This window comes from Micromonospora sp. M71_S20, assembly GCF_003664255.1.
Taxonomy (GTDB): domain Bacteria; phylum Actinomycetota; class Actinomycetes; order Mycobacteriales; family Micromonosporaceae; genus Micromonospora.
This window is the reverse complement of the sequence record NZ_RCCV01000001.1, coordinates 2,997,827-3,017,763: the sequence shown is the minus strand read 5'-3', so window position 1 is coordinate 3,017,763 and position 19,937 is coordinate 2,997,827. Positions and strand designations below refer to the sequence as shown.

The following is a 19,937-nucleotide window of genomic DNA, read 5'->3' as shown; positions in this document are numbered from 1 at the left end:
GTGTGCGAACTCGGCCAGCATCGGCTCCATCAACGGCGAATGGAACGCGTGACTGACCCGCAGCCGCCGCGCCTTGCCACCCCCGTCTCGCCACTGCTGCGCCAGATCCAGCACCACGTCCTGGTCGCCGGAGATCACCGTCGAGTGGGGGCCGTTGACCGCCGCCACGCCTACCAGGTCGGTGTGCCCGGCGATCAACTCGTGGGCCTGAGCGTCACTGGCGGTCAACGCCACCATGGCTCCACCCGCAGGTAGCGCCTGCATCAACCTGCCCCGCGCGGCTACCACCGCCACCGCATCGGCCAGATCCCACACCCCGGCCACATACGCCGCGCTCAACTCACCGATCGAGTGTCCGGCCAGATACTGCGGAACCACCCCCCACGAGCCGACCAACCGGTACAACGCCACCTGCACCGCGAACAGCCCTGCCTGGGTGTACATCGTCTGGTCCAGCAACCGCGGCTCGCCCGCGACCACCTCCCGCAACGGCCGCTCGAGATGTTGGTCGAAGTGTGCGCAGACCTGATCGAACGCCTCAGCGAATACCGGATACGCCTCATACAGGCCCTGGCCCATCCCGAGGCGCTGGCTACCCTGCCCGGAAAACACCGCCGCCAGCCGACCGGACCCGGCGATCCCGGTCAACCACCCCCGGTGCCTGATCACCCGCGGCCAGCGCCTGCAGCCCGTCCATCAACACCGACCGATGCTGGCCGAGCACCACCGCCCGATGCGCAAACACCGACCGGGCCGCCAACGCCCGCCCCACCGTAACCGGCCCGACCTCGGGCCGGTCGGCCACGAACCCGGCCAGCCGCTGCGCCTGCGCCCGCAACGCCACCTCAGTCTTAGCCGACAGCAACCACGGCACCACCGCGTCGGGCAGCGGGGCCGGTTCATGACCCAACGCCGTGTCCGGTGCGGGTTCGGCCTCTTCCAGGATGACGTGGGCGTTGGTGCCGCTGATCCCGAACGAGGACACCCCGGCCCGTCGTGGCCGGCCGTTGTCCGGCCATGGTGTGGCCTCGGTGAGTAGTCGCACCGATCCGGCCGACCAGTCCACATGTGATGACGGGGTATCCACGTGCAGCGTTCTGGGCATCAGCCCGTGCCGCATCGCGAGGACCATTTTGATGATCCCGGCGACGCCCGCGGCTGCCTGGGTGTGGCCGATGTTCGACTTCACCGACCCCAACCGCAGCGGCTGGTCCGCGGGCCGGTCCTGGCCGTAAGCGGCGATCAGCGCCTGCGCCTCGATCGGATCACCCAACGTGGTGCCCGTGCCGTGCGCCTCCACCACATCCACCTCGCCCGGCGACAGCCGCGCGTTGGCCAGGGCCTGACGGATCACCCGCTGCTGCGACGGCCCGTTCGGGGCACTCAACCCGTTGGAAGCACCATCCTGATTGACCGCGCTGCCTCGCAGCACCGCCAACACCTGATGCCCCCGCCGGCGGGCATCCGACAACCGCTCCAACACCAAAATCCCGACACCCTCACCCCAACCCGTGCCGTCAGCCGCGTCCGCGAACGGTTTACACCGCCCGTCGGCGGCCAACCCGCCCTGCCGGGAAAACTCCACGAACGCTCCCGGAGTGGCCATCACCGTCACACCGCCGGCCAGGGCCATCGAACACTCACCCGACCGCAACGCCTGCGCCGCCAAATGCACCGCCACCAACGACGACGAACACGCCGTATCCACCGACACCGCCGGACCTTCCAGGCCCAAGGTGTACGCCACCCGCCCGGACGCCACACTTCCGCTGGTCCCGGTCAGCACGTGTCCCTCGGTCTCGGCCGGGCTCGCCGCCAACTGCATGGCGTAGTCGTGGTACATGAGGCCCACATACACGCCGGTGTCCGACCCGCGTAACCCGGACGGGTCGATCCCGGCCCGCTCCAACGCCTCCCAGGAAACCTCCAACAACAGCCGCTGCTGCGGATCCATCGCCACAGCCTCCCGCGGACTGATCCCGAAGAACCCCGCGTCGAACATCCCGGCCCCGGAAAGGAATGTTCCGTACCGGGTCCCCGACCGCTGCCGACCGGGGTCGTACAGCGCCTTCAGATCCCAACCCCGATCCGCGGGGAACTCACCCACCGCGTCAACACCCTCGAGCAGCAACTGCCAAAACGCCTCCGGGTCGTCAACCCCACCCGGATACCGACACCCCATCCCCACAATCGCCACCGGCTCGTCGAGCACAGTGACTGCGGCGACCGGTCCAGTTGCCGGCTCAGACACCCCGTCCAACCGCTGCTGCAGGTATCCCAGCAGTGCCACGGGCGTGGGGTAGTTAAATAGCAGGGTGGTCGGCAGCCGCAGCCCTGTCACCGCGGTGAGTCGGTCACACATTTTGATGGTGGAGTATGAGTCGAAGCCCTGCTCCTTGAAGCTCCGGTCAGCGTCGACATCCTGCGGCCCGGCATGACCAAGCACTGCGGCCGCATGGGTACGGATCAGGTCAAGTAGTTGCCACTCGCCCCCACCCACTGCCGGCTCGATTCTCACATCGGCTTCACCAGGGCGGCCCCGCCTCGCGGAGCGTTCGGTCTCGGCAAGGTCGAGCGCGGCCGCGCTGGCCTCGATGTCATGCCGCTCGACCGCGTCCTGGGACTGGTCGATCGGGGCGATACTGCGGCCAGGGAGCTCGGCCAGCGTGTCCGGGAGCCAGTGGCGCTGGCGCTGGAACGGGTATGTTGGCAGCGGCACGCGTCGGGGCAAGTCACCGGCGAAGGTCGGGGGTCCAGTCGATGTTGATGCCGGCCACGTGCAGGGTGGCCATCGAGCGTAGCCAGCGGTCACGTCCGCCGTCGTCACGGCGGAGAGTGCCGGTCACTACCAGGTGCTCGCCGGCCTGTTCGACCGCCATGGTCAGTACCGGGTGTGGGCTGATTTCCACGAACGTCTGGTGGCCGGCTTCGGTCAGTGTCTGGATCACCTCGGCGAACCGGACGGTGTGTCGCAGGTTGCGGTACCAGTAGTCGCCGTCGAGGCTGGCGGTGTCGACCTGCGCCGCTTGCAGGGTCGAGTAGAACGGCACCTGCCCGCTGTGGGGTTGCAGGTCGGCCAGGTCTGTGCGCAACCGGTCCTGGATCGCCTGTACCTGCGGCGAATGCGAGGCGTAGTCCACCGCGATGCGCCGGACTCCCCGCTGCGTGTACGCCTGGACGAATTCCTCACACGCGCTCGTGGTTCCGGATATCACCACCTGCGCCGGGCCGTTGACCGCCGCGACCGACAGGTCCTCACCCCACCCGGTGATCAGCCGTTGCACCTCATGCAACGGTGCGGGCACCGACACCATGCCCCCCGACCCGGACAGGGCTACGATCGCCCGGCTGCGCAACGCCACCACCCGGGCCCCGTCGGCCAAGGACAGGCCACCGGCCACACACGCCGCGGCGATCTCTCCCTGGCTGTGTCCCACCACCGCCGCCGGCGTCACTCCCACCGAACGCCACAACTCGGCCAGCGACACCATCACCGCCCACGACACCGGCTGCAGCACATCCACCCGGTCCAGCAACGCGGTATCCGCCAACGCCTCCCGCAACGACCAGTCCACAAACGGCGCCAACGCCTGCGCGCACCGGGTCATCGCCTGCGCGAACACCGGCTCGGCATCCCACAACGCCACACCCATGCCCACCCACTGCGCTCCCTGACCCGGAAACACAAACACCGGACCCGTCGCGCTACCCGCACCCGCCGCGACACCACGCACCACCACCGGCGAGGCGTCCAGATCCTGCAACCCGGCCGGATCCTGCAACCCGGCCAGATCCTGCAACCCGGCCAGGAACCCGTCCAAATCCTCGGCCACCACCACCGCCCGATGCGCAAACACCGACCGGGCGGTGGCCAGAGTCCAGGCCACATCCCGGGCCGAGATCTCCGGCTGCTCGGTCGCGAACGCCCGTAGCCTCATCGCCTGCTCACCCAACGCACGGGCCGTTCTCGCCGACAGCGACAGTGCCAACGGCGCCGACCCCATCGGCCCGCCGAGCCTGACACTCTCAACAACCTCAACGTCGGCGACCTCGCTTACGACGACGTGGCAGTTGGTGCCGCCCATGCCAAACGAGCTAACGCCCGCAACCAGCGGCCGGCTGGGATCCGGCCATCCAGCGGTCTGCGTCTGAACCTGTAGGTTCTGTTCCTCCAGCCGAACCCACGGACTCGCCTGCCGGAAGTTCAAGCTGGCTGGAATCTGGCGATGGTAGATAGCCAAGATCACCTTGAGTAATCCGGCGATGCCCGCGGCACACTCAAGATGGCCAATGTTCGTCTTAACCGATCCCACCCGCAGTGGACCGTAAGCACGGCGGGGCCTGCCAACGGCCGCGCCCAGCGCGGCCGCCTCGATCGGATCACCAACCTTCGTGCCAGTGCCGTGCAACTCGACATACTGAATGTCTGCTGCTTGTACGCCTGCGCGTTCATGCGCGAACCGAATGACCTCCTCCTGCGCGGAGGCACTAGGAACCGTCAGACCTTCGCTTATCCCATCGTGGTTGACAGCGCTGCCGCGAATGATGCAATACACGTGGTCACCGTCGGCCAATGCCTGCCGTAACGGTTTCAGTACAACTACTGCACCGCCCTCGCCTCGCACGAACCCGTTGGCTCGGGCATCAAACGTGAAACAGCGGCCATCCGGCGACAGCGCCCCGAACCTCGACAACTCAACGGCAGCCTCTGAGCTGAGATTGAGAATAACGCCGCCGACAATTGCGCTGGAACACTCGCCGCGACGCAGGCTGTCACAGGCGAGGTGAATGGCGACTAGCGACGACGACTGGGCGGTATCGACGGTGATGCTCGGTCCCGTCAACCCGAGCGTATACGACACCCGGTTGGCGATCATGCCACGCTGCAGGCCGGTGTTGCTGTGCTCAGTGATTGCCTCCAAACCGTACCGGCGCAACAGGGTTGCGTAGTCATCCTTATTCGCACCAATGAACACCCCGACGCGGGTGCCCCTAATTCGCTCCGGCACGACGCCAGCGTCCTCAAGCGCCTCCCAGCTCAGCTCAAGCGTCAGTCGCTGCTGCGGGTCAACGGCGGCAGCTTCCCGTGGCGAAATCCCGAAAAACCCAGCATCGAACTGGTCAACCCCGTCAAGGTAGCCCCCATACCCTGTACCCAGGGACGGATTGCCCGGGTCGGACGGAGTGACGCCCCAGCGATCAGCAGGAGTGGATGAGATCGCGTCCAGCCCATCGCGTAACAGGGTCCAGAATGCTGCCGGACCAGCGGCGCGTGGTAGACGGCACGACACACCGATAACGGCAATCGCACTATCCTGGCCTCGGAAGGTCTCAGACATCGCTGAAGGTCTCAGACATCGCCATCCTCAGATATCCTAATCCACACTGCGGAAAACACGAACCAGCGGCCTGGAAGTGAGCCTGCCGGTGACGCCCCCGGCTGGGCTCACACAGTCACCTGACCTACACGCGATCTTCGATCACGGGCCAACAGGTCAGCGCCACGCGGTCGGAGTCTTGACACTCAATCGTTTGACGAGACGTTATTAGCAATGATTCGGCAGGCCCGCCTTAAAGCAGCCGACTGCCCCAACCTGGTTGGTAAGACACTTCGAGGTGAACGGTGCAGCCCGCGATCAAGAAGCTTAGGGATCTGCGTTCGGAACACGGTGAACCTGATGCTAGGCAACGAAGGCAATGACGAGATCGTGCAAGTCACGACCGGGCTAACTCGCTGGACCCTAGGAGCCGATGCCTGGAGCGGCGGCGGTTGAGGTAGCGTGACGAGCCGCCCGGCGATCAACGCCGATTCCACGGCTGAAGGGGCGAACGTGGACGAGGCATCGATGATCATTCCCCCGTAGAAGTTTTCTTCACCGGAACGACTACTCCATACACGATTCTCAATCTCCGCGCACCTTGTCAAGGGTCCGGCGCAACGACCGCAATAACGAAGAAGTGGCGCGATGACGGGCCCGGCTGGTCGTGTCGTTCGGCGACACCGGCGAGTTCGGCTGGCTCTGACCGTCGGTCCAGGTCAGCGGACAAAGCCGGTGGCGGCAAACGCCTCCGCGCCGTCGCGTTCGCGGACCCGCACGGGCCGGACCGACAACACTGTGACGGCCCCGACATAACCCGGTCCGGGATCCAGATCGACGATCTGCGCCGTCCCGACGAGGTCCGGGCGGTCGATGAAGCCGATCAGCCGGGCCGGGTCGTGCGGCGCCCACACTGTCAGGTTCGACATCGGGATCCGCAGCCCGTCGCCGGTCACCTTCAGCACCGACTCCTTGCGCATCCAACAGTGGAAGAATGCCTGGGTCCGGGCCGGCCGGCCGTGAACAGCGCGGAAGTCCGCGCGCTCGGCATCGCTGAGCACCAGTCCCAGCATGCTGTCGACGTCGATGTCGGCGATCACCTGCTCGACGTCTACTCCGACGGCTGCGTCCGCGCACAGCGCGACCGCCACCCGGTCGGCGGCATGCGTGAGGGAGACGTTGAGCGTGATTCCGACGACCTCAGGGCGCCCGTGCGGCCTTCGGCAGTCCGGGCACTCGCGGCGAAGCTTGGCCTTCCCCGGATCGTCATCGGCCGACTCGGCAACCGCGACCTTGAGGAGCGCGGTGGCCGTTGTGATCCGCCGTCGCGCCGCGACCCGGCGGAGGGACCCGGCGCGGGCCCGCTCCGAATCGCTGAGCAGGTCCTCGCATCAGTCGGGAGCGTCGGCCGGGTCGATGCACCACACGTGGCAGTCGGCTGGGCGACCGCCACGCCTGCGGGTCCGGCCATCAGGCGGCACGGAGGAACTGGCCGTTGAGGAACATCAGCGCGTCTTCACCGGGCCGGCGCCACAACGACAGCAGCCGACCGACGTAGATCGTATGGTCGCCCGCCTCGTGGCTCTGGTCCAGTTCGCATTCGAGGTGGGCCAGCGCCCCGTCGATGAGCGGCGCGCCACTGTAGGCGCCGGGGAACCACGACACGGCGTCGAACTGTTCCGGACCGACCGGCCGTCGTTTGTCGGCGAAGTACCGCGCCACCTCGGTTTGGTCGGACGCCAGGATCGACACCGCGAAGGTGGCCTGCCGATCGAGCACGTGTGCATCCGGGCGTCCCCTCCGACACAGACCAGGATCAGTGGCGGGGCAAGGGATATCGCGGTGAAGGAGTTGGCCGTCATGCCGTGTGCCAGGTCTCCGCCCGCCGTCACCACGGTGACCCCGGTGACGAAGGCGCCGAGGACGCGTCGCACGGATGCCTGCTCGTGGACGGCATCGTGAGCCAGCTGGAGCCTTTCCACATTCCCTCCTGGGGCCGCCTAGGAATAGGGCTGCAGGGCCTTGGCCAACGCCTCCGGCACGCGGGCCGGGGACGTCCGGGTGTGGGGCCCCCGCATGCAGGCGATCCGTTGATTGCCGCGAGCGACCAGCGTTTCCCCGCCCGCGGCCAGCCGCACGTAGTCGAAGCCGAACTGCAGCTGTGTCTGGGCCAGTTCGATCAGTCGTATGCGGATGGAGAGCTCGTCGAACGCGGTGAGCTCAGCGAAGAACTCGCAGTCCGCCTTGAGAATGAACAGCTTCAGGTCCTGCTGGAGGTCCTCGAGCACCGAAGGCGCCCGGTCCTTGAGGAACATCTCCCGGCACCGGCCCTGCCAGCGCGGGTAATTGACGTAGTAGACGTTGCCCACCATGTTGGTTTCCTCGAACCCCACGGTATGGCGGTACTCGTAATACTCCTCCACGGTCTATTCACGCCCGCCGCTGAGAACGGCCACGGCAACCTTGTCGCGGACGCCGGACACTCGAGTGACAAAGGTGGCCACCCGTCGGTCGCCGCACCCGAGCACGACCCAGCCGATCGGCTCGGCCGCCGTCACACGCCACTCGCCGGCGTCGGGCAGGCATTGCCGGGCGACCTGGAGACGCGTTGCCGCCGCGTCCAGTGGTTCGCCGGCGGCCTCGGCAACCAGGTGCGCCACCGACGCGTGCTCGCCCAGTCGGTCGGCCCATGCTTGCCCGGTCCGGCTCTCCACCGCGGCGACGGCGCAGCCAACCAAATCCGTGGCCGCGACGCTCAGGGCGAGACCGACCCCCGAACTGGCCGACACCGTGCGCTTGCCGGGGACCCGCGGTTGACCGTCCTCGCTGTACCGGACCATGACCGGCATACCAAGGACCCGGCCGACCGCGACCGTGGTGATCGGCTGGAGCGGCCCTGCCGGTGCGGGCTCGACCGCGACCGCGATCGCCGACCCGGCACGTCGTGCAGCCCGTTCCAGGTAGGAACGAGCAGGACCGGATGCCGGAGCCCGACCCGTCCCGCTTCCGTACGGCACGCAGCCGCAGGCCCTCCCACCGTTCGACGACCGCGCCGGCCGCGTCGCGCAAAGCGATGTCGTAGACGTGGGCGTCCCCCGTCCCGTGAGCGCTCCGTGGCGCGGAACCGGAGCGAGTCGGCGTCGAACATGGCCGTGCCGGCCGGCACGTTCCGCTCGATCCCCTCCGGAAGCCACGTCGCGTCGGGCACGCAGACCTGGTTGCCGTGCATCATCGCGTTGCACACCCGGATCGCCGAGCAGCAGCGTGGAGGGCAGATAGGCCGCGAACCAGTCGGTCTGGCGTCGGCCGCCACGGTGGCGTCCACGTCGCGGGCTGCGGCGAGGTGGTAGGTCCGCAGGCGTTGGAACCGGCGTCCCTGGAACAGCACCGGGCCGTAGAGGTCGGTCGCCGGGTCGAGCGGCACCTCGGGCAGGCCCGGCTCGATCTGCTCGGGTGCGCCGGCCGCCGGGGTCGTTGGCGGGAAGCACAACCGCGCCCGGAAGTGGTCGGTAACGAAGCCGGTCTCCGCCGATGCCGTTGCAGCCTCGGGATGCCGAGCCTAGATACGGATCTTGTCTGAGCCGGCGCGGTGAGGCAACCGGGGTAACAGGTCATGCCTTCGCGGTGCCGTGGTGCAGACGGTGGTCGTCGTTTGCGCACGAGGTCTCACTGCGCCCTACGGCGCGATCTCTCACCCGATGAGGTTGGAGACGCCGCTGACCCATCGCACTGGTGGCAGTGGCGCCTCCTCCATCCGGGCGGCTCCGCGCGGCTAGTGCGCTGACCACGAACGTTCTCCGGGTGTGGTGTCAGGCGGCTTTGGAGCGCGGTCGGCCCCAGCGTTGTTGGCGTTCGCGACGGATGCCTGCGCGTTCGCGGCATTGTATGACTAGGACCCTGGGGTGGCGGGCGTCGGCGTTGCGCCAGCGTAGGTATGCCTGCCGGTCGCGGGCGAGAACGGGTGCGGTTGGGGTAGTTGGAAGCGATCATGGTGACGCTGCGTAGCGGCCTAAACTGGGCCTCGATCGGGTTGGCTCAGGCGACGCTGGTCGGGGTCAGGCAGTTCGACCTGTTCCGCGCCAGGTCCGGAGGCGGCGTCTTGCTCGTGGCCAGGTTGTCCAGGATTACGCAGAGGGTGCACCGTCCGGGCGGGCGGATCGCCTAGAGCGCGGTCAGGTGTGTGGTCGCCGCCTTTGCGGCGCCGCATGACCCAGAGCTGTTCGTCGCCTAAGAGACGTCTCGTAACTCGGTGGTCGGTCCATGGTGGATCATGTCGGGGTGCAGGTGATCTCGGCGGCCCGCCAGGAGTGGATCTTCCCGTTCACCGGGCTGCAGCCCGCCCAGTTCCGCCGCCTCGTCAGGTTGGTCGCCGAGCGTGGCGGTGCCACGATCGCTGACGGCCGGCCGGGACGGCAGTGGTCTCTCGACCTCGCCGCCCGGGTACTGCTGGTCGCGGCGTACTGGCGCACGAACCTGACGATGCGGCAGATCGGCCCGCTGTTCGGGGTATCGCACTCCGCCGCACATCGGGTCATCGACACCGTCGGCCCTCTGCTCGCTCTGGTGCCGGGGCGCCGGCGTCGGGTCGACCAGATCACCATCGTCGACGGCACTCTCATCCCGACCCGGGACCACCGCCTGGCCGCCCCGAGCAAGAACTACCGCTACAGCACCAACCTGCAGGTCGTCATCGACGCCCACACCCGCCTCGTCGTCGCCCTCGGCGACCCGCAACCCGGCAACCGCAACGACACCATCGTCTACCGCACCAGCGGCATCGACCAGAAACTGACCGGACGCCCGGTCATGGCCGACGGCGCCTACCGCGGCAACCCCGACGTGATCATCCCGTACCGCAAACCCGCCGACGGCAGCGAACTACCCGACTGGAAAACCGACCTGAACAAGCAACACCGCACCATCCGCGCCCAGGTCGAACACGCACTCGCCCGCATGAAGACCTTCAAGATCCTGCGCGACTACCGCCGCGCCGCCCACACATTGGCCGACACCGCCTCCGGCATCGCCCACCTCCACAACACCATCCTCGTCGGGTGACACCAACACCGTTGCCCGGCAACGCCATCACCCAGTTACGAGACATCCTTTAGGCTGGCTGTAGCAGCCGTGGAGGTAGCGGATCCCGTGCGTACGGGGGTAGTTGGCCGGGCGTCCGGTCCGGGCGCTTGGCCGGCGACCACGAGCTGCCGTGGTGCGGGCGGCCTCCCTTGCGATACCGACGGACACCGCGCCAGACATCGCGGTGTCGCCTCTTTGCGACACCGCTCTTGTCCTTCAAGACTTCCGGCCACCGCATCGTAGCCGGCTTCGTCGGACCTCATCTGGGCGCGCACTGGCGCTGCCCGTGCTGGTAGACGAGAAGCCAATCTCTGAACGGGCAGGAGCCGGAACCTCCGAGTTTGACACCTCTGTACAGGTCCGGGCGGGGACAGTGTAGGCGACCGCCCAGACGATCTCCGCTAACCATTTCGGATAGATGAGGCCCGTACGACCGTTCCGCGCCAAGTCTCGTCGATCGCGTCGGTCACCCATCGCAGCACACGATTAGCAGTTCGCCTAGCGTACGCCGGCACGTGGAGACCCGGCCACGGGAGACTGGCGAGGATGGACTGCTGCGCAGGCTATCAAGCGAGTCATCGGATCCGCATTGGGCCCCTCCCCGAGGCGTGCGCGGCCCGCACTACCTGTCCTACGGCGGCCGCAAGCTTACCGCCAAGGCGGTACGCCCGACCGGCGCTGCGATCAATACCGCCACTGCCGGGCCCGACGGGCCGCGTTCAATCGGGTGCAGGACCGCCAGCGCCGAGCGTCGTCCCGGTGTGGGAACGCCTGGAACGAATTCGTACGGGTTCTCGGCCCTCGAAGCCGACGTCGGCAAGGTCATTCGCACTCACGTTCTGCCTGCAGCGGCCTGTACCCGTGTCCGGGAGGCGTGCGACATGGTCTGGCTCAGAGTGGCCGCCCGCGCGTCCGTCCCTGGCGCCATGGATCCGGCGCCTTACCGGTTCGTCGCAGCTCCTTAATCCAGCCGTTGGCGATCTGCCGGGGAACCGAGTAGTGCTCGGCGACCCTCGCCGCACTCCCCATCTTCCAGTACTTGACGGGGAAGTCGGGCGGCATGTCGCTTACGTGCTTACCGACGCGTCTGGGCGGCACCTTGTCCGCAGGCGCCGACGTCCGCCCTCCGTCGGTTGGCTGCGCAGGTTCGTCGCGTTCTATGTCATGTCTGTCAACGATGTCTGGCACCGAGCCAGGGGTTTCCGCCTCTCCGGATAGCCGAAACGCAATCTCGATAACCTGTCGAAAGTCCAGCTCAGCCAGCGTCTGCGGCACGGCGGAGCCACCGTCGTCAGGCCGTACCGAAATCTCCCGGAGGGTAGGGCCATCTGAGGCCAGGTCCACAACGACCTTTATCTGCCCGCTGCCGCCAACCTGCTCAACTGTGATGAGGTACTCGCTCATCAAAGCTCTCCTTTATGCGGTGAGCCCGGCCACGGGCAGCACATTGTTACGATGGTTTACCGTTCAGCTTCCGCAACCGGCCTATCCAACCCTTCGCGGTGTGCCGCGGAACCCCGTAGTGTTCGGCGACGCCGGTGACGGTACCAGCGGCCTCGTACACGGCCCTGACCTCTTCCGCATCAGGCATGCGCCGGTAGGCGCGGCCCGACCCCGTCCCCTGAGAGCGCGTCGCCTCTGCGGGTTGCACCGCGGCAAGCCGGCCATGATCCGCCGAACCGTCAACCGACTGCTGAGTGTCGGACCGCCTGCGAGTCGTAACCCGACCGCCAGCGGGCGCGCTGGGACCAACGACTCCAGTCGCCGCGCCGGCCCCCACTGCCGAACTACTGGCACGCGAGGCTCCCGCACCCCCAATTAGTGCCTGCCCGATCGCCTCAAGATCTATCTCAGGCAGCGAGCTGACAGTCAAACCGGCCGGGCCATTGCTGCGCATCGTTATCTCAGCGATCCGGTGCACGCCGCCGCTGGCTTCAACCCTGATCAGGAGTTGAACCGCACCAGCAGCTTCATCGTCATCCGTTGATACAGCGACACGAAAAACAGTCATCCCGACATGTTAGTCCTTCGCCTTGCGGGTGCCGGCAATGACGTCCGCCCTGGTCATGACAGGTTTGACGGCCAGGACGAGATCTTGTGCTCCTCGACCTGTCCAGGCTGCTCGTATCGGTGACCACCACTGGGCGAGGATGCCTGGTTGTGCTCCTACGACTGGCGTACCTCGGCATGACCAACGCGCTGGCGATGCTGCGGCTGCCGCCTATGAGCGATCGGGCCAAGGACGCGGAAATTCTGGCCCTGCGACACCAGATCGCCGTCCTCGAACGGCAGATGCACGGCCACAAGGTCCGATTCGCTCTCGCTGATCGTGCCTTGCTCGCCGCTCTGCTGCACCGACTCCCCGCGACGTGCTGCGCCGGATCCGGTTGTTGGTTCGTCCCGAGACCGTGCTTCGCTGGCACCGTGACCTGATCGCTGCCCGGCACGCCCGCATCTCCCGCCCGAGACGGCTCGGCCGGTCGCCGACAGTCCGCTCGATCCGCGTGCTGGTGCTGCGCCTGGCTCGGGAACAACTCGTGGGGGTGTCGGCGCATCCACGGCGAGCTGCTCGTCCTCGGTGTCAAGGTCGGCGCGTCCACCGGCTGGGAGATCCTCAAGGAGGCCGGTACCGATCCGGCACCCCACCGCACGTCCCACACCTGGGCTGCGTTTCTGCGGTCCCAGGCCGAAGCGATCATCGCCGCCGATTTCTTCGAAACAGTGACGCTGACCGGCGCCAGGATGTACGTCCTGGCGGCTATCGAGCACGTCGCACGACGGGTTCGGATCCTCGGCGCGGCCTGCCACCCGACCGCCGCCTGGGTCACCCAAGCGGTCCGCAACCTCGGTATGGAGATCCACGACGCCGGCTGCCAGGCCCGTTTCCTGATCCGCGATCGGGACGGCAGATACCCGGCGCTGTTTGACACGATCCTCGCCGACACAGGGATCACGGTCGTCCTCAACGCGTCCAGATGCCCCGGATGAACGCGATCATGGAACGCTGGATTCGGACCTGCCGCTATGAGCTGCTCGACCGCATGCTGATCTTCAACCAGCGCCACCTGCTGCACGCCCTTCGGGAATACGAGTGGCACTACAACGAGCACCGAGCCCACCGCGGGATTTCCAACGCACGGCCGCTGCATCCGCTGCCCAAACCGATCACCAGCCCAGACACGATCACGCACCTGACCATCCGCCGCCGTGACCGCCTCGGCGGACTCCTCCACGAATACGAGCATGCGGCCTGAACTGCACGGACAGGGTTTCCGGCACCCGCAGGGCGGGCGGCCGGAGGGCGGGCGGCCGGAGGGCGGGCGGCCGGGTCAGTCGCGGGCGGTGAACTCGACCCGCAGCGTGTTCAGGTCATGCTGGAACGGCGAGCTGGCCTGCCAGTCCGGTGTCGCGTCGACCGGGCGCAAGTCCGGGAAACGATCAAGCAGGATGCGGAAACACTCGTCCGCTTCCATCCGGGCCAGCGCGGCGCCCAGGCAGTAGGACGCGCCCATGCCGAACGCGGTGTGCCGGTTGGGGGTGCGGGTGATGTCGAAACGGTCGGGTTCGTCGAACACCTCGGGGTCGCGGTTGCCGGCCACCATGGCGAGGTAGATGGTCTGGTGCGCCGCAATGGGCACGTCGCCGATCACCACCGGTTCGGTGGTCGTCCGCACGACGCTCCCGCCCGGGCCGTCGCAACGCAGCATCTCTTCCACGGCTGACGGGGTCAGCTCTGGCTTTCTCTTGAGCAGGTCGAGCTGCTCGGGGTTCTGGAACAGCAGGAGCAGCCCGTTCGCGATAAGGTGGGCCGTCGTCTCGTGACCGGCGAACAGCAGCAGCACGCAGTTGGCGACGATCTCGTCCTCGGTGACCAGGCCGTCCTTCTCGGCGGCCGCGAACGTGCCCAGCACGTCCTCGCGCGGCCGTTGCCGGCGCTCCGCCAGCAGTGGCCGCAGGTAGTCCTGCATCTCCACGATGCTGCGCTGGCACTGGCGCAGCCGGGCCAGGCTGGCGATCTGGAAGACGGCGAGGACGTCCCGCGACCAGGCCTGGAGCAGCTCGCGGTCGCGGATCGGCATACCGAGCATCTCGGCGATGACGTTCGCCGGCAGCGGGTACGCCAGGTCCTTGACCACGTCCATCCGGCCCTGCGGCGCCACGGCGTCGAGCAGCTCGTGGGTCAACTCCCGTACCCGCGGGCGCAGCGCGTCCACTGTGGCGCGCGTGAAGTACCGCTTCAACAGCTGCTGAAAGCGGACGTGGTCAGCGGGGTTGGTGTGCCCCATCCACATGTCGATCGAGGCGCGCAGCGGCAGCAGTTCGTCCTGCTCGGCGGGACTCAGCCGCCGGAGACCCTGGGCCATGTTCGCGTTGGCCAGGCGGCGGTCCTTCATCCCGGCGACGATGTCCGCGTGCCGGGTGACGAGGTACGCGTTGAGCTCCGGAACCCAGGTCACCGGGTTTTCCGCCCGAATCCGGTGGAACAGGCGGGTCGGGTTTTCCCGCGCCTCGGGGGTGAACAAGCTGTTCTGCCGAATCGTCCCGTTCATATCCTCCATGCAGTGATTATGACGTGGGACGTACGCCGGCACCATGCCCGCCAGCCGCGGGCCCCTGTCGCTCGACCGGCCGGAAAAGTTCCCAGCAAAGCGCAGGAAATTGGCGGGAACCAGGTCGCGGCGGGTTTCGACTAGGGCCCGTCCTGCCGATCATGGAAGCCAGATGATGGCGGCGGTCAATACGAGGCTGGCCCGGTAGAGGGATGCGTGTTTGGCGTAGCGGGTGGCCAGGTCACGCCACTGCTTGAGGCGGTTGAAGCAGCGTTCCACGACGTTGCGCTTGCGGTAGGTCGTCTTGTCGAAGGTGGGTGGCCTGCCGCCGGCGCTTCCTCTGGCGGTCCGGCGGGCGACCTGGTCCGACCGTTCGGGAATGACGTGCCGGATCCCGCGTTGCCGCAACGTTCGGCGGGTCGAGTCGTGCGCATCTCCCTTGTAACGGAAAGTAGCCGGAGCGGGCTTGTCATTACTTGCCTGAGATGGTCGTTGAGCTGCAATTACGCCGCTTAGCCCTCACCAACCCTTGTCACTCTTCGCCAAGATTTGGCTCGGGTTTTCGGGGGGTGTCCATGTGTCTGGCAGCGCTGTCGTCGATGCCAGGAACGCAGGAGCGGAACGGGCCGTCGGGGCCGAGCAGCATCGGCAGGTGGTGGTCCAGTTCGCGTAGCCAGCCGAGCATGCCGGTCATCTCGATCCGGGCGTGTTCCCAGCCGTACCAACAAGGCGGTCAGCCGGGTGACGGCTTCGTCGTGGCGCCACCACTGCTCGCACCAGTGTCACCGCACCAGCCCGACCTCGCCGACCGGCCGGGGAAATCCCGGCAGGAGGTAGTCGCGGACCCACTCCTCGACGGTCGCGTACAGCGGTGGCTGCCCCTGCCCGCCACCGCTGACCGCGCGGTCGGCGACAACCTGCTGAAGTTCGGCGACCTGCCTGGTCAACAGCGCCACCTGGGCTGCGAGATCCTCTGTCGTCCCGTCCACCTCCCGAAGGGACTTGAGGTTTCCACGCTAGTCATCGGGTCACCGCCCGGACCCGCTTCGATACCACGGTCGCCGGCCGCATGGCAGCCACGAGGGGGTCCACCTTTCCGCCGTCCACGGGCCAGGGACGCGAACGGCCAACGCGTCGGCATCTCGGCATGCAACGGGGAGCGGCGGCTCGGCTGCGTCACTTCAGCGGGCTGGTCCGAGAACGTCTGTGTGATCATCCTGCGGTGGAGACCTGCCTCGCACCGCAGTCGATGAGCACACCGAGAGGCACGTTGTGGCCGCGGGGCATTACGGATCTGCCAGCCACGACGAAGCCGTGGCCCAGCAGCGCCGCCTGGGCAGTACCTTCGCTCCGCTGGTCGTCACGGGCGGAAGTTCACCATCGCCCGCCACCCTGACCAGGTCGCAGAGCAATGTCGCTACACGCGCGACCCGCATCGACGATCGAGGACTCGCGATCCGCCGTTCGGCGAGGGCCACTGTTATCGCTAACGAGCTGTTTCGTTGGAGCATCCGGAAACACATCGCCATCGGCGCGACCTGAGCCACCCGAGCGTGGCAGCGAAACCGAGTGATCCGACACGCCCTCCGTGCCGGTCCCGCATGGTCCACCGGCAGCGATGCGCTCAGTTGCTTCACCGTCGCCACGGTGCCGGACGCCGTGCCTGAGCGAACTACCAGGTCTTGCACGAAGCCGAGGCGGACGCTATGTTATCGATAACATCGAAGCATACCGATTGGCCTGCCATTGACGGGTCGGTGAAGCGCCGCCGGCCCGACCGTGCTCGTGGGGACCGCACACGATGCGCTTTGACGGCAGACGAGACGCCTGGCACGCGCTTCGCCCAGTGCAGCCGGCGCGGCCACCGCCACCGACCTCGCCGTCGCACCAGGGGCGGCTACGGCTGCCATCCGCACCGCCGGATGCTGCTGGCGCACCAACTCGTTTGAGCACGCCCTCCAGTGCCACCGGCCGGCAGGAGCGGGTTGCCGGACGCCGCCGCGAGGAGCCGGGGCAGGCGGCAGGACGCCACCTTCCGGATCAGTTCGTGAGGATCCCGCTGCCGCGCGAGCCCACCACCCCGCCACCAATGGAGGCCGACATGCCCGCTCCCTTCGTCAACCGTCGTACCCTGCTGAAGGCAGCCGGCGGAGCCGCTGTCGCGAGCGCCGCCGGCCCCGCCCTCGCCGGTGCCGCCAGTGCCGCCCTGCCCCCGGCCCGCGCCGACATAGGTGTCTCCGCCCACGCGTTCGAGCCGAGCCAGGTCAGGCTGACCGGGAGCCGTTGGCAGGACAACCAGAACCGCACCCTCAACTATCTGCGCTTCGTGGATGTCAACCGGTTGCTCTACAACTTCCGTGCCAACCACCGGCTCTCCACCGCCGGCGCCACGCCCAACGGGGGTTGGGACGCGCCGACGTTCCCCTTCCGCACCCACATGCAGGGGCACCTCCTGACCGCCTGGGCCCAGGCCTGGGCCGTCCTCGGGGACACCACCTGCCGGGACAAGGCCAACCAGATGGTGGCCGAGCTGGCGAAGTGCCAGGCCAACAACGGCACCGCCGGCTTCAACACCGGCTACCTGTCCGGGTTCCCCGAGTCGGATTTCACCGCGCTCGAGGCACGGACGCTGAGCAACGGCAACGTGCCGTATTACTGCATCCACAAGACGCTCGCCGGGCTGCTCGACGTCTGGCGCCTCATCGGCAACACCCAGGCCCGCGACGTGTTGCTGGCGCTCGCCGGATGGGTCGACTGGCGCACCGGCCGGCTCACCGCCAGCCAGATGCAGGCCATGCTGGACACCGAGTTCGGCGGCATGAACGCCGTCCTGACCGACCTGTACCAGCAGACCGGTACCGCCCGTTGGCTCACCGCCGCGCAGCGCTTCGACCACGACGCCGTGTTCAGTCCTCTCGCCGCCAATTCCGACCAGCTCAACGGGCTGCACGCGAACACGCAGGTGCCCAAGTGGATCGGCGCCGCCCGCGAGTACAAGGCCACCGGCACCACCCGGTACCGGGACATCGCCAGCAACGCATGGAACATCACCGTCAACGCGCACACCTACGTGATAGGCGGGAACAGCCAGGCCGAACACTTCCGGGCACCGAACGCCATCGCCGGATATCTGCGCGCGGACACCTGCGAGGCCTGTAACACGTACAACATGCTCAAGCTGACCCGGGAGCTGTGGCTGCTCGACCCGGACCGGGCGGCCTACTTCGACTTCTACGAGCGTGCGCTGCTCAATCACATGATCGGCCAACAGAATCCGGCCGACAGCCACGGGCACGTCACCTACTTCACCCCGCTCAACCCGGGCGGCCGTCGCGGCGTCGGCCCGGCGTGGGGTGGCGGCACCTGGAGCACCGACTACAACTCGTTCTGGTGCTGTCAGGGCACCGGCGTGGAGACCAATACCACGCTGATGGACTCGATCTACTTTCACAACGACACGACGCTGACCGTGAACCTGTTCATGCCATCGGTCCTCACGTGGACACAGCGGACGATCACGGTCACCCAGACCACGTCGTACCCGGTCGGCGACACCACCACCCTGACCGTCACCGGGTCGGTCGGCGGTTCGTGGACGATGCGGATCCGGATCCCGGGCTGGACGAGCGGTGCCACCGTCAGTGTCAACGGCACGCCGCAGAACGTCACCGCGACGCCGGGCAGCTACGCCAAGCTCACCCGATCCTGGGCCTCCGGCGACACGGTCACGGTCCGACTGCCGATGCGCGTCGTGATGGTTGCCGCCAACGACAACGCGGCGGTCCAGGCGGTCACCTACGGCCCGGTGGTGCTCTCCGGAAACTACGGCAACACCGCCCTGAGCGACCTGCCCTCGCTGACCAGCGGCTCGATCACCCGTACCAGCAGCAGCGCGCTGGCCTTCACCGCAGTCGCCAACGGCGTCACCGTCAACCTCGGGCCGTTCTACGACGCGCACGGGCACAACTACACGGTGTACTGGCGAGCTGGCGGGACGGCCGACGGCACCGTCGCGAGCTTCCGGCTTGCCAACACGGCCAGTGGTCTCGTGCTCGGCATCCGCGACATGTCCACGGCCGACGGCGGGCTCGCCATCCAGTGGGGTGACAGCGGCACGGCGGACCACGACTGGCAGCTGCTGGTCGACCGCTCGGCGATCCGACTCCGCAACGTCAACAGCGGCAAGGTCCTCGGGGTGGAGAACATGTCCACCGCCGACAACGCGCGGATCCTCCAGTGGGCCGACAACGGCACGGCCGATCACACCTGGTCGATCGTCGACGTGGGCGACGGTACGCACAAGCTGCGCAACACGCACACCGGCAAGCTCCTCGCCATCATCGACGGCTCCGTCAGCCAGGGTGCCCAGGGGGTGCAGGACCAGGACAACGGCACGCTGGACAACCAGTGGCGGTTCCTGCCCAACGGCGCCCGCCGGATCCAGAACCTCGCCAGTGGGCTCGTCCTCGGCGTGCAGAACATGTCCACCGCCGACGGCGGCCTCGTCATCCAATGGGGCGACAGCGGCACCGCCGACCACCTGTGGACCGCGATCGTCGACACCGCCGGGTACCTGCGCCTACGAAACTCGCACAGCGGCAAGGTGCTCGCCGTGGAGGGTGGTTCCGCCGCGGCCGGCGCCCGGATCGTGCAGTGGGCCGACAACGGCACGATCGACCACCGGTGGCGGCTGCGCTACGGCGGTAACGCCTACTTCCGTATCCAGTGCGCCAACGGCGGCCGAGTCCTCGGCGTCAGCGGCGGCTCCGGCAGCCAGGGCGCGCAGGTCCTGCTCGGCAACGACAGCGGGTCGGCCGACCAGCGCTGGCGGTTCGTCTAGAAGCGGTAGGGAACAGGCCGGGCGCCCGCGCCGGGCCTGTTCCCTACCGGACGGGCCATCCGCGCGCGTCCCGCTCGGGACGCGCGCGGAGGTGGGGATGTCGTCGGAGTACTGCCCCCGCAACGAGGTGACGCCGACCATGAGCGTCCG

Annotated in this window: 14 protein-coding genes and 4 pseudogenes; 5 read left to right on the top strand and 13 right to left on the bottom strand. The window is 67.6% G+C overall.

Annotation, left to right across the window (positions count from 1 at the left end; all coding sequences use genetic code 11):
- Positions 1 to 39: 39 nt before the first annotated feature.
- The 8 genes and pseudogenes from DER29_RS35275 to DER29_RS36250 all read right to left on the bottom strand — a co-directional run.
- A pseudogene (locus DER29_RS35275) lies at positions 40 to 579 on the bottom strand (acyltransferase domain-containing protein); the annotation flags it as partial.
- A 13-nt stretch (positions 580 to 592) separates the two neighbouring features.
- On the bottom strand, positions 593 to 2,719 hold the full coding sequence (locus tag DER29_RS35270) for a beta-ketoacyl synthase N-terminal-like domain-containing protein (RefSeq protein ID WP_233599772.1): 2,127 nt from the start codon (positions 2,717 to 2,719) through the stop codon (positions 593 to 595).
- Between the two features lie 13 nt (positions 2,720 to 2,732).
- Positions 2,733 to 5,339, bottom strand: coding sequence for a type I polyketide synthase (locus DER29_RS13705; RefSeq protein ID WP_121397687.1), 2,607 nt, complete (start codon positions 5,337 to 5,339; stop codon positions 2,733 to 2,735).
- A 698-nt stretch (positions 5,340 to 6,037) separates the two neighbouring features.
- Positions 6,038 to 6,469 (bottom strand): 4'-phosphopantetheinyl transferase superfamily protein, encoded by a 432-nt coding sequence (locus tag DER29_RS34140; RefSeq protein ID WP_255421037.1) that lies wholly within the window; start codon positions 6,467 to 6,469, stop codon positions 6,038 to 6,040.
- Between the two features lie 319 nt (positions 6,470 to 6,788).
- Positions 6,789 to 7,285 (bottom strand): annotated as a pseudogene (locus DER29_RS13695) (flavin reductase family protein).
- A gap of 33 nt (positions 7,286 to 7,318) precedes the next feature.
- Complete coding sequence (locus tag DER29_RS13690) at positions 7,319 to 7,741, bottom strand: thioesterase family protein (protein WP_121397685.1); 423 nt, start codon at positions 7,739 to 7,741, stop codon at positions 7,319 to 7,321.
- A gap of 3 nt (positions 7,742 to 7,744) precedes the next feature.
- Positions 7,745 to 8,158, bottom strand: a complete 414-nt coding sequence (locus DER29_RS13685) for a hypothetical protein (protein WP_148710040.1) — start codon at positions 8,156 to 8,158, stop codon at positions 7,745 to 7,747.
- A 969-nt stretch (positions 8,159 to 9,127) separates the two neighbouring features.
- Positions 9,128 to 9,615, bottom strand: a pseudogene (locus DER29_RS36250) (IS630 family transposase); the annotation flags it as partial.
- On the opposite strand from DER29_RS36250, the gene DER29_RS13670 reads away from it, so the two are divergent.
- Positions 9,597 to 10,376: a transposase family protein gene (locus tag DER29_RS13670; protein ID WP_121397682.1), complete on the top strand. Its 780-nt coding sequence runs from the start codon at positions 9,597 to 9,599 to the stop codon at positions 10,374 to 10,376. The pseudogene DER29_RS36250 and the gene DER29_RS13670 overlap by 19 nt on opposite strands.
- Positions 10,377 to 11,288: 912 nt before the next feature.
- Here DER29_RS13670 and DER29_RS13660 read toward each other — a convergent pair.
- A complete protein-coding gene (locus tag DER29_RS13660) occupies positions 11,289 to 11,801 on the bottom strand; it encodes a hypothetical protein (RefSeq protein WP_121397681.1) in 513 nt (170 codons plus the stop codon).
- A gap of 783 nt (positions 11,802 to 12,584) precedes the next feature.
- On the opposite strand from DER29_RS13660, the gene DER29_RS13650 reads away from it, so the two are divergent.
- The 3 genes from DER29_RS13650 to DER29_RS35260 all read left to right on the top strand — a co-directional run bounded on the left by DER29_RS13650 (position 12,585) and on the right by DER29_RS35260 (position 13,651).
- The gene (locus DER29_RS13650; RefSeq protein WP_233599771.1) at positions 12,585 to 12,830 is read left to right on the top strand and encodes a hypothetical protein; all 246 of its coding nucleotides are present in this window, start codon (positions 12,585 to 12,587) and stop codon (positions 12,828 to 12,830) included.
- 288 nt (positions 12,831 to 13,118) lie between these two features.
- The gene (locus DER29_RS35265) at positions 13,119 to 13,385 is read left to right on the top strand and encodes a hypothetical protein (protein ID WP_233599769.1); all 267 of its coding nucleotides are present in this window, start codon (positions 13,119 to 13,121) and stop codon (positions 13,383 to 13,385) included.
- A complete protein-coding gene (locus DER29_RS35260) occupies positions 13,382 to 13,651 on the top strand; it encodes a transposase (RefSeq protein ID WP_233599767.1) in 270 nt (89 codons plus the stop codon). The genes DER29_RS35265 and DER29_RS35260 overlap by 4 nt, the downstream gene beginning before the upstream one ends.
- Positions 13,652 to 13,726: 75 nt before the next feature.
- Here the strand turns inward: DER29_RS35260 and DER29_RS13640 are convergent, their stop codons facing one another.
- From DER29_RS13640 to DER29_RS35250, 4 genes and pseudogenes are all read right to left on the bottom strand, one after another.
- On the bottom strand, positions 13,727 to 14,854 hold the full coding sequence (locus DER29_RS13640; RefSeq protein WP_199729264.1) for a cytochrome P450: 1,128 nt from the start codon (positions 14,852 to 14,854) through the stop codon (positions 13,727 to 13,729).
- Between the two features lie 252 nt (positions 14,855 to 15,106).
- Positions 15,107 to 15,388 (bottom strand): annotated as a pseudogene (locus DER29_RS13635) (transposase); the annotation flags it as partial.
- Between the two features lie 91 nt (positions 15,389 to 15,479).
- Positions 15,480 to 15,641, bottom strand: a complete 162-nt coding sequence (locus tag DER29_RS35255; RefSeq protein ID WP_255421036.1) for a DUF4913 domain-containing protein — start codon at positions 15,639 to 15,641, stop codon at positions 15,480 to 15,482.
- A gap of 88 nt (positions 15,642 to 15,729) precedes the next feature.
- Positions 15,730 to 15,936: a hypothetical protein gene (locus DER29_RS35250; RefSeq protein ID WP_233599766.1), complete on the bottom strand. Its 207-nt coding sequence runs from the start codon at positions 15,934 to 15,936 to the stop codon at positions 15,730 to 15,732.
- Positions 15,937 to 17,048: 1,112 nt separating this feature from the next.
- Here DER29_RS35250 and DER29_RS13625 point away from each other — a divergent pair.
- On the top strand, positions 17,049 to 19,787 hold the full coding sequence (locus tag DER29_RS13625) for a beta-L-arabinofuranosidase domain-containing protein (protein WP_121399200.1): 2,739 nt from the start codon (positions 17,049 to 17,051) through the stop codon (positions 19,785 to 19,787).
- The last annotated feature ends 150 nt before the right edge of the window (positions 19,788 to 19,937 follow it).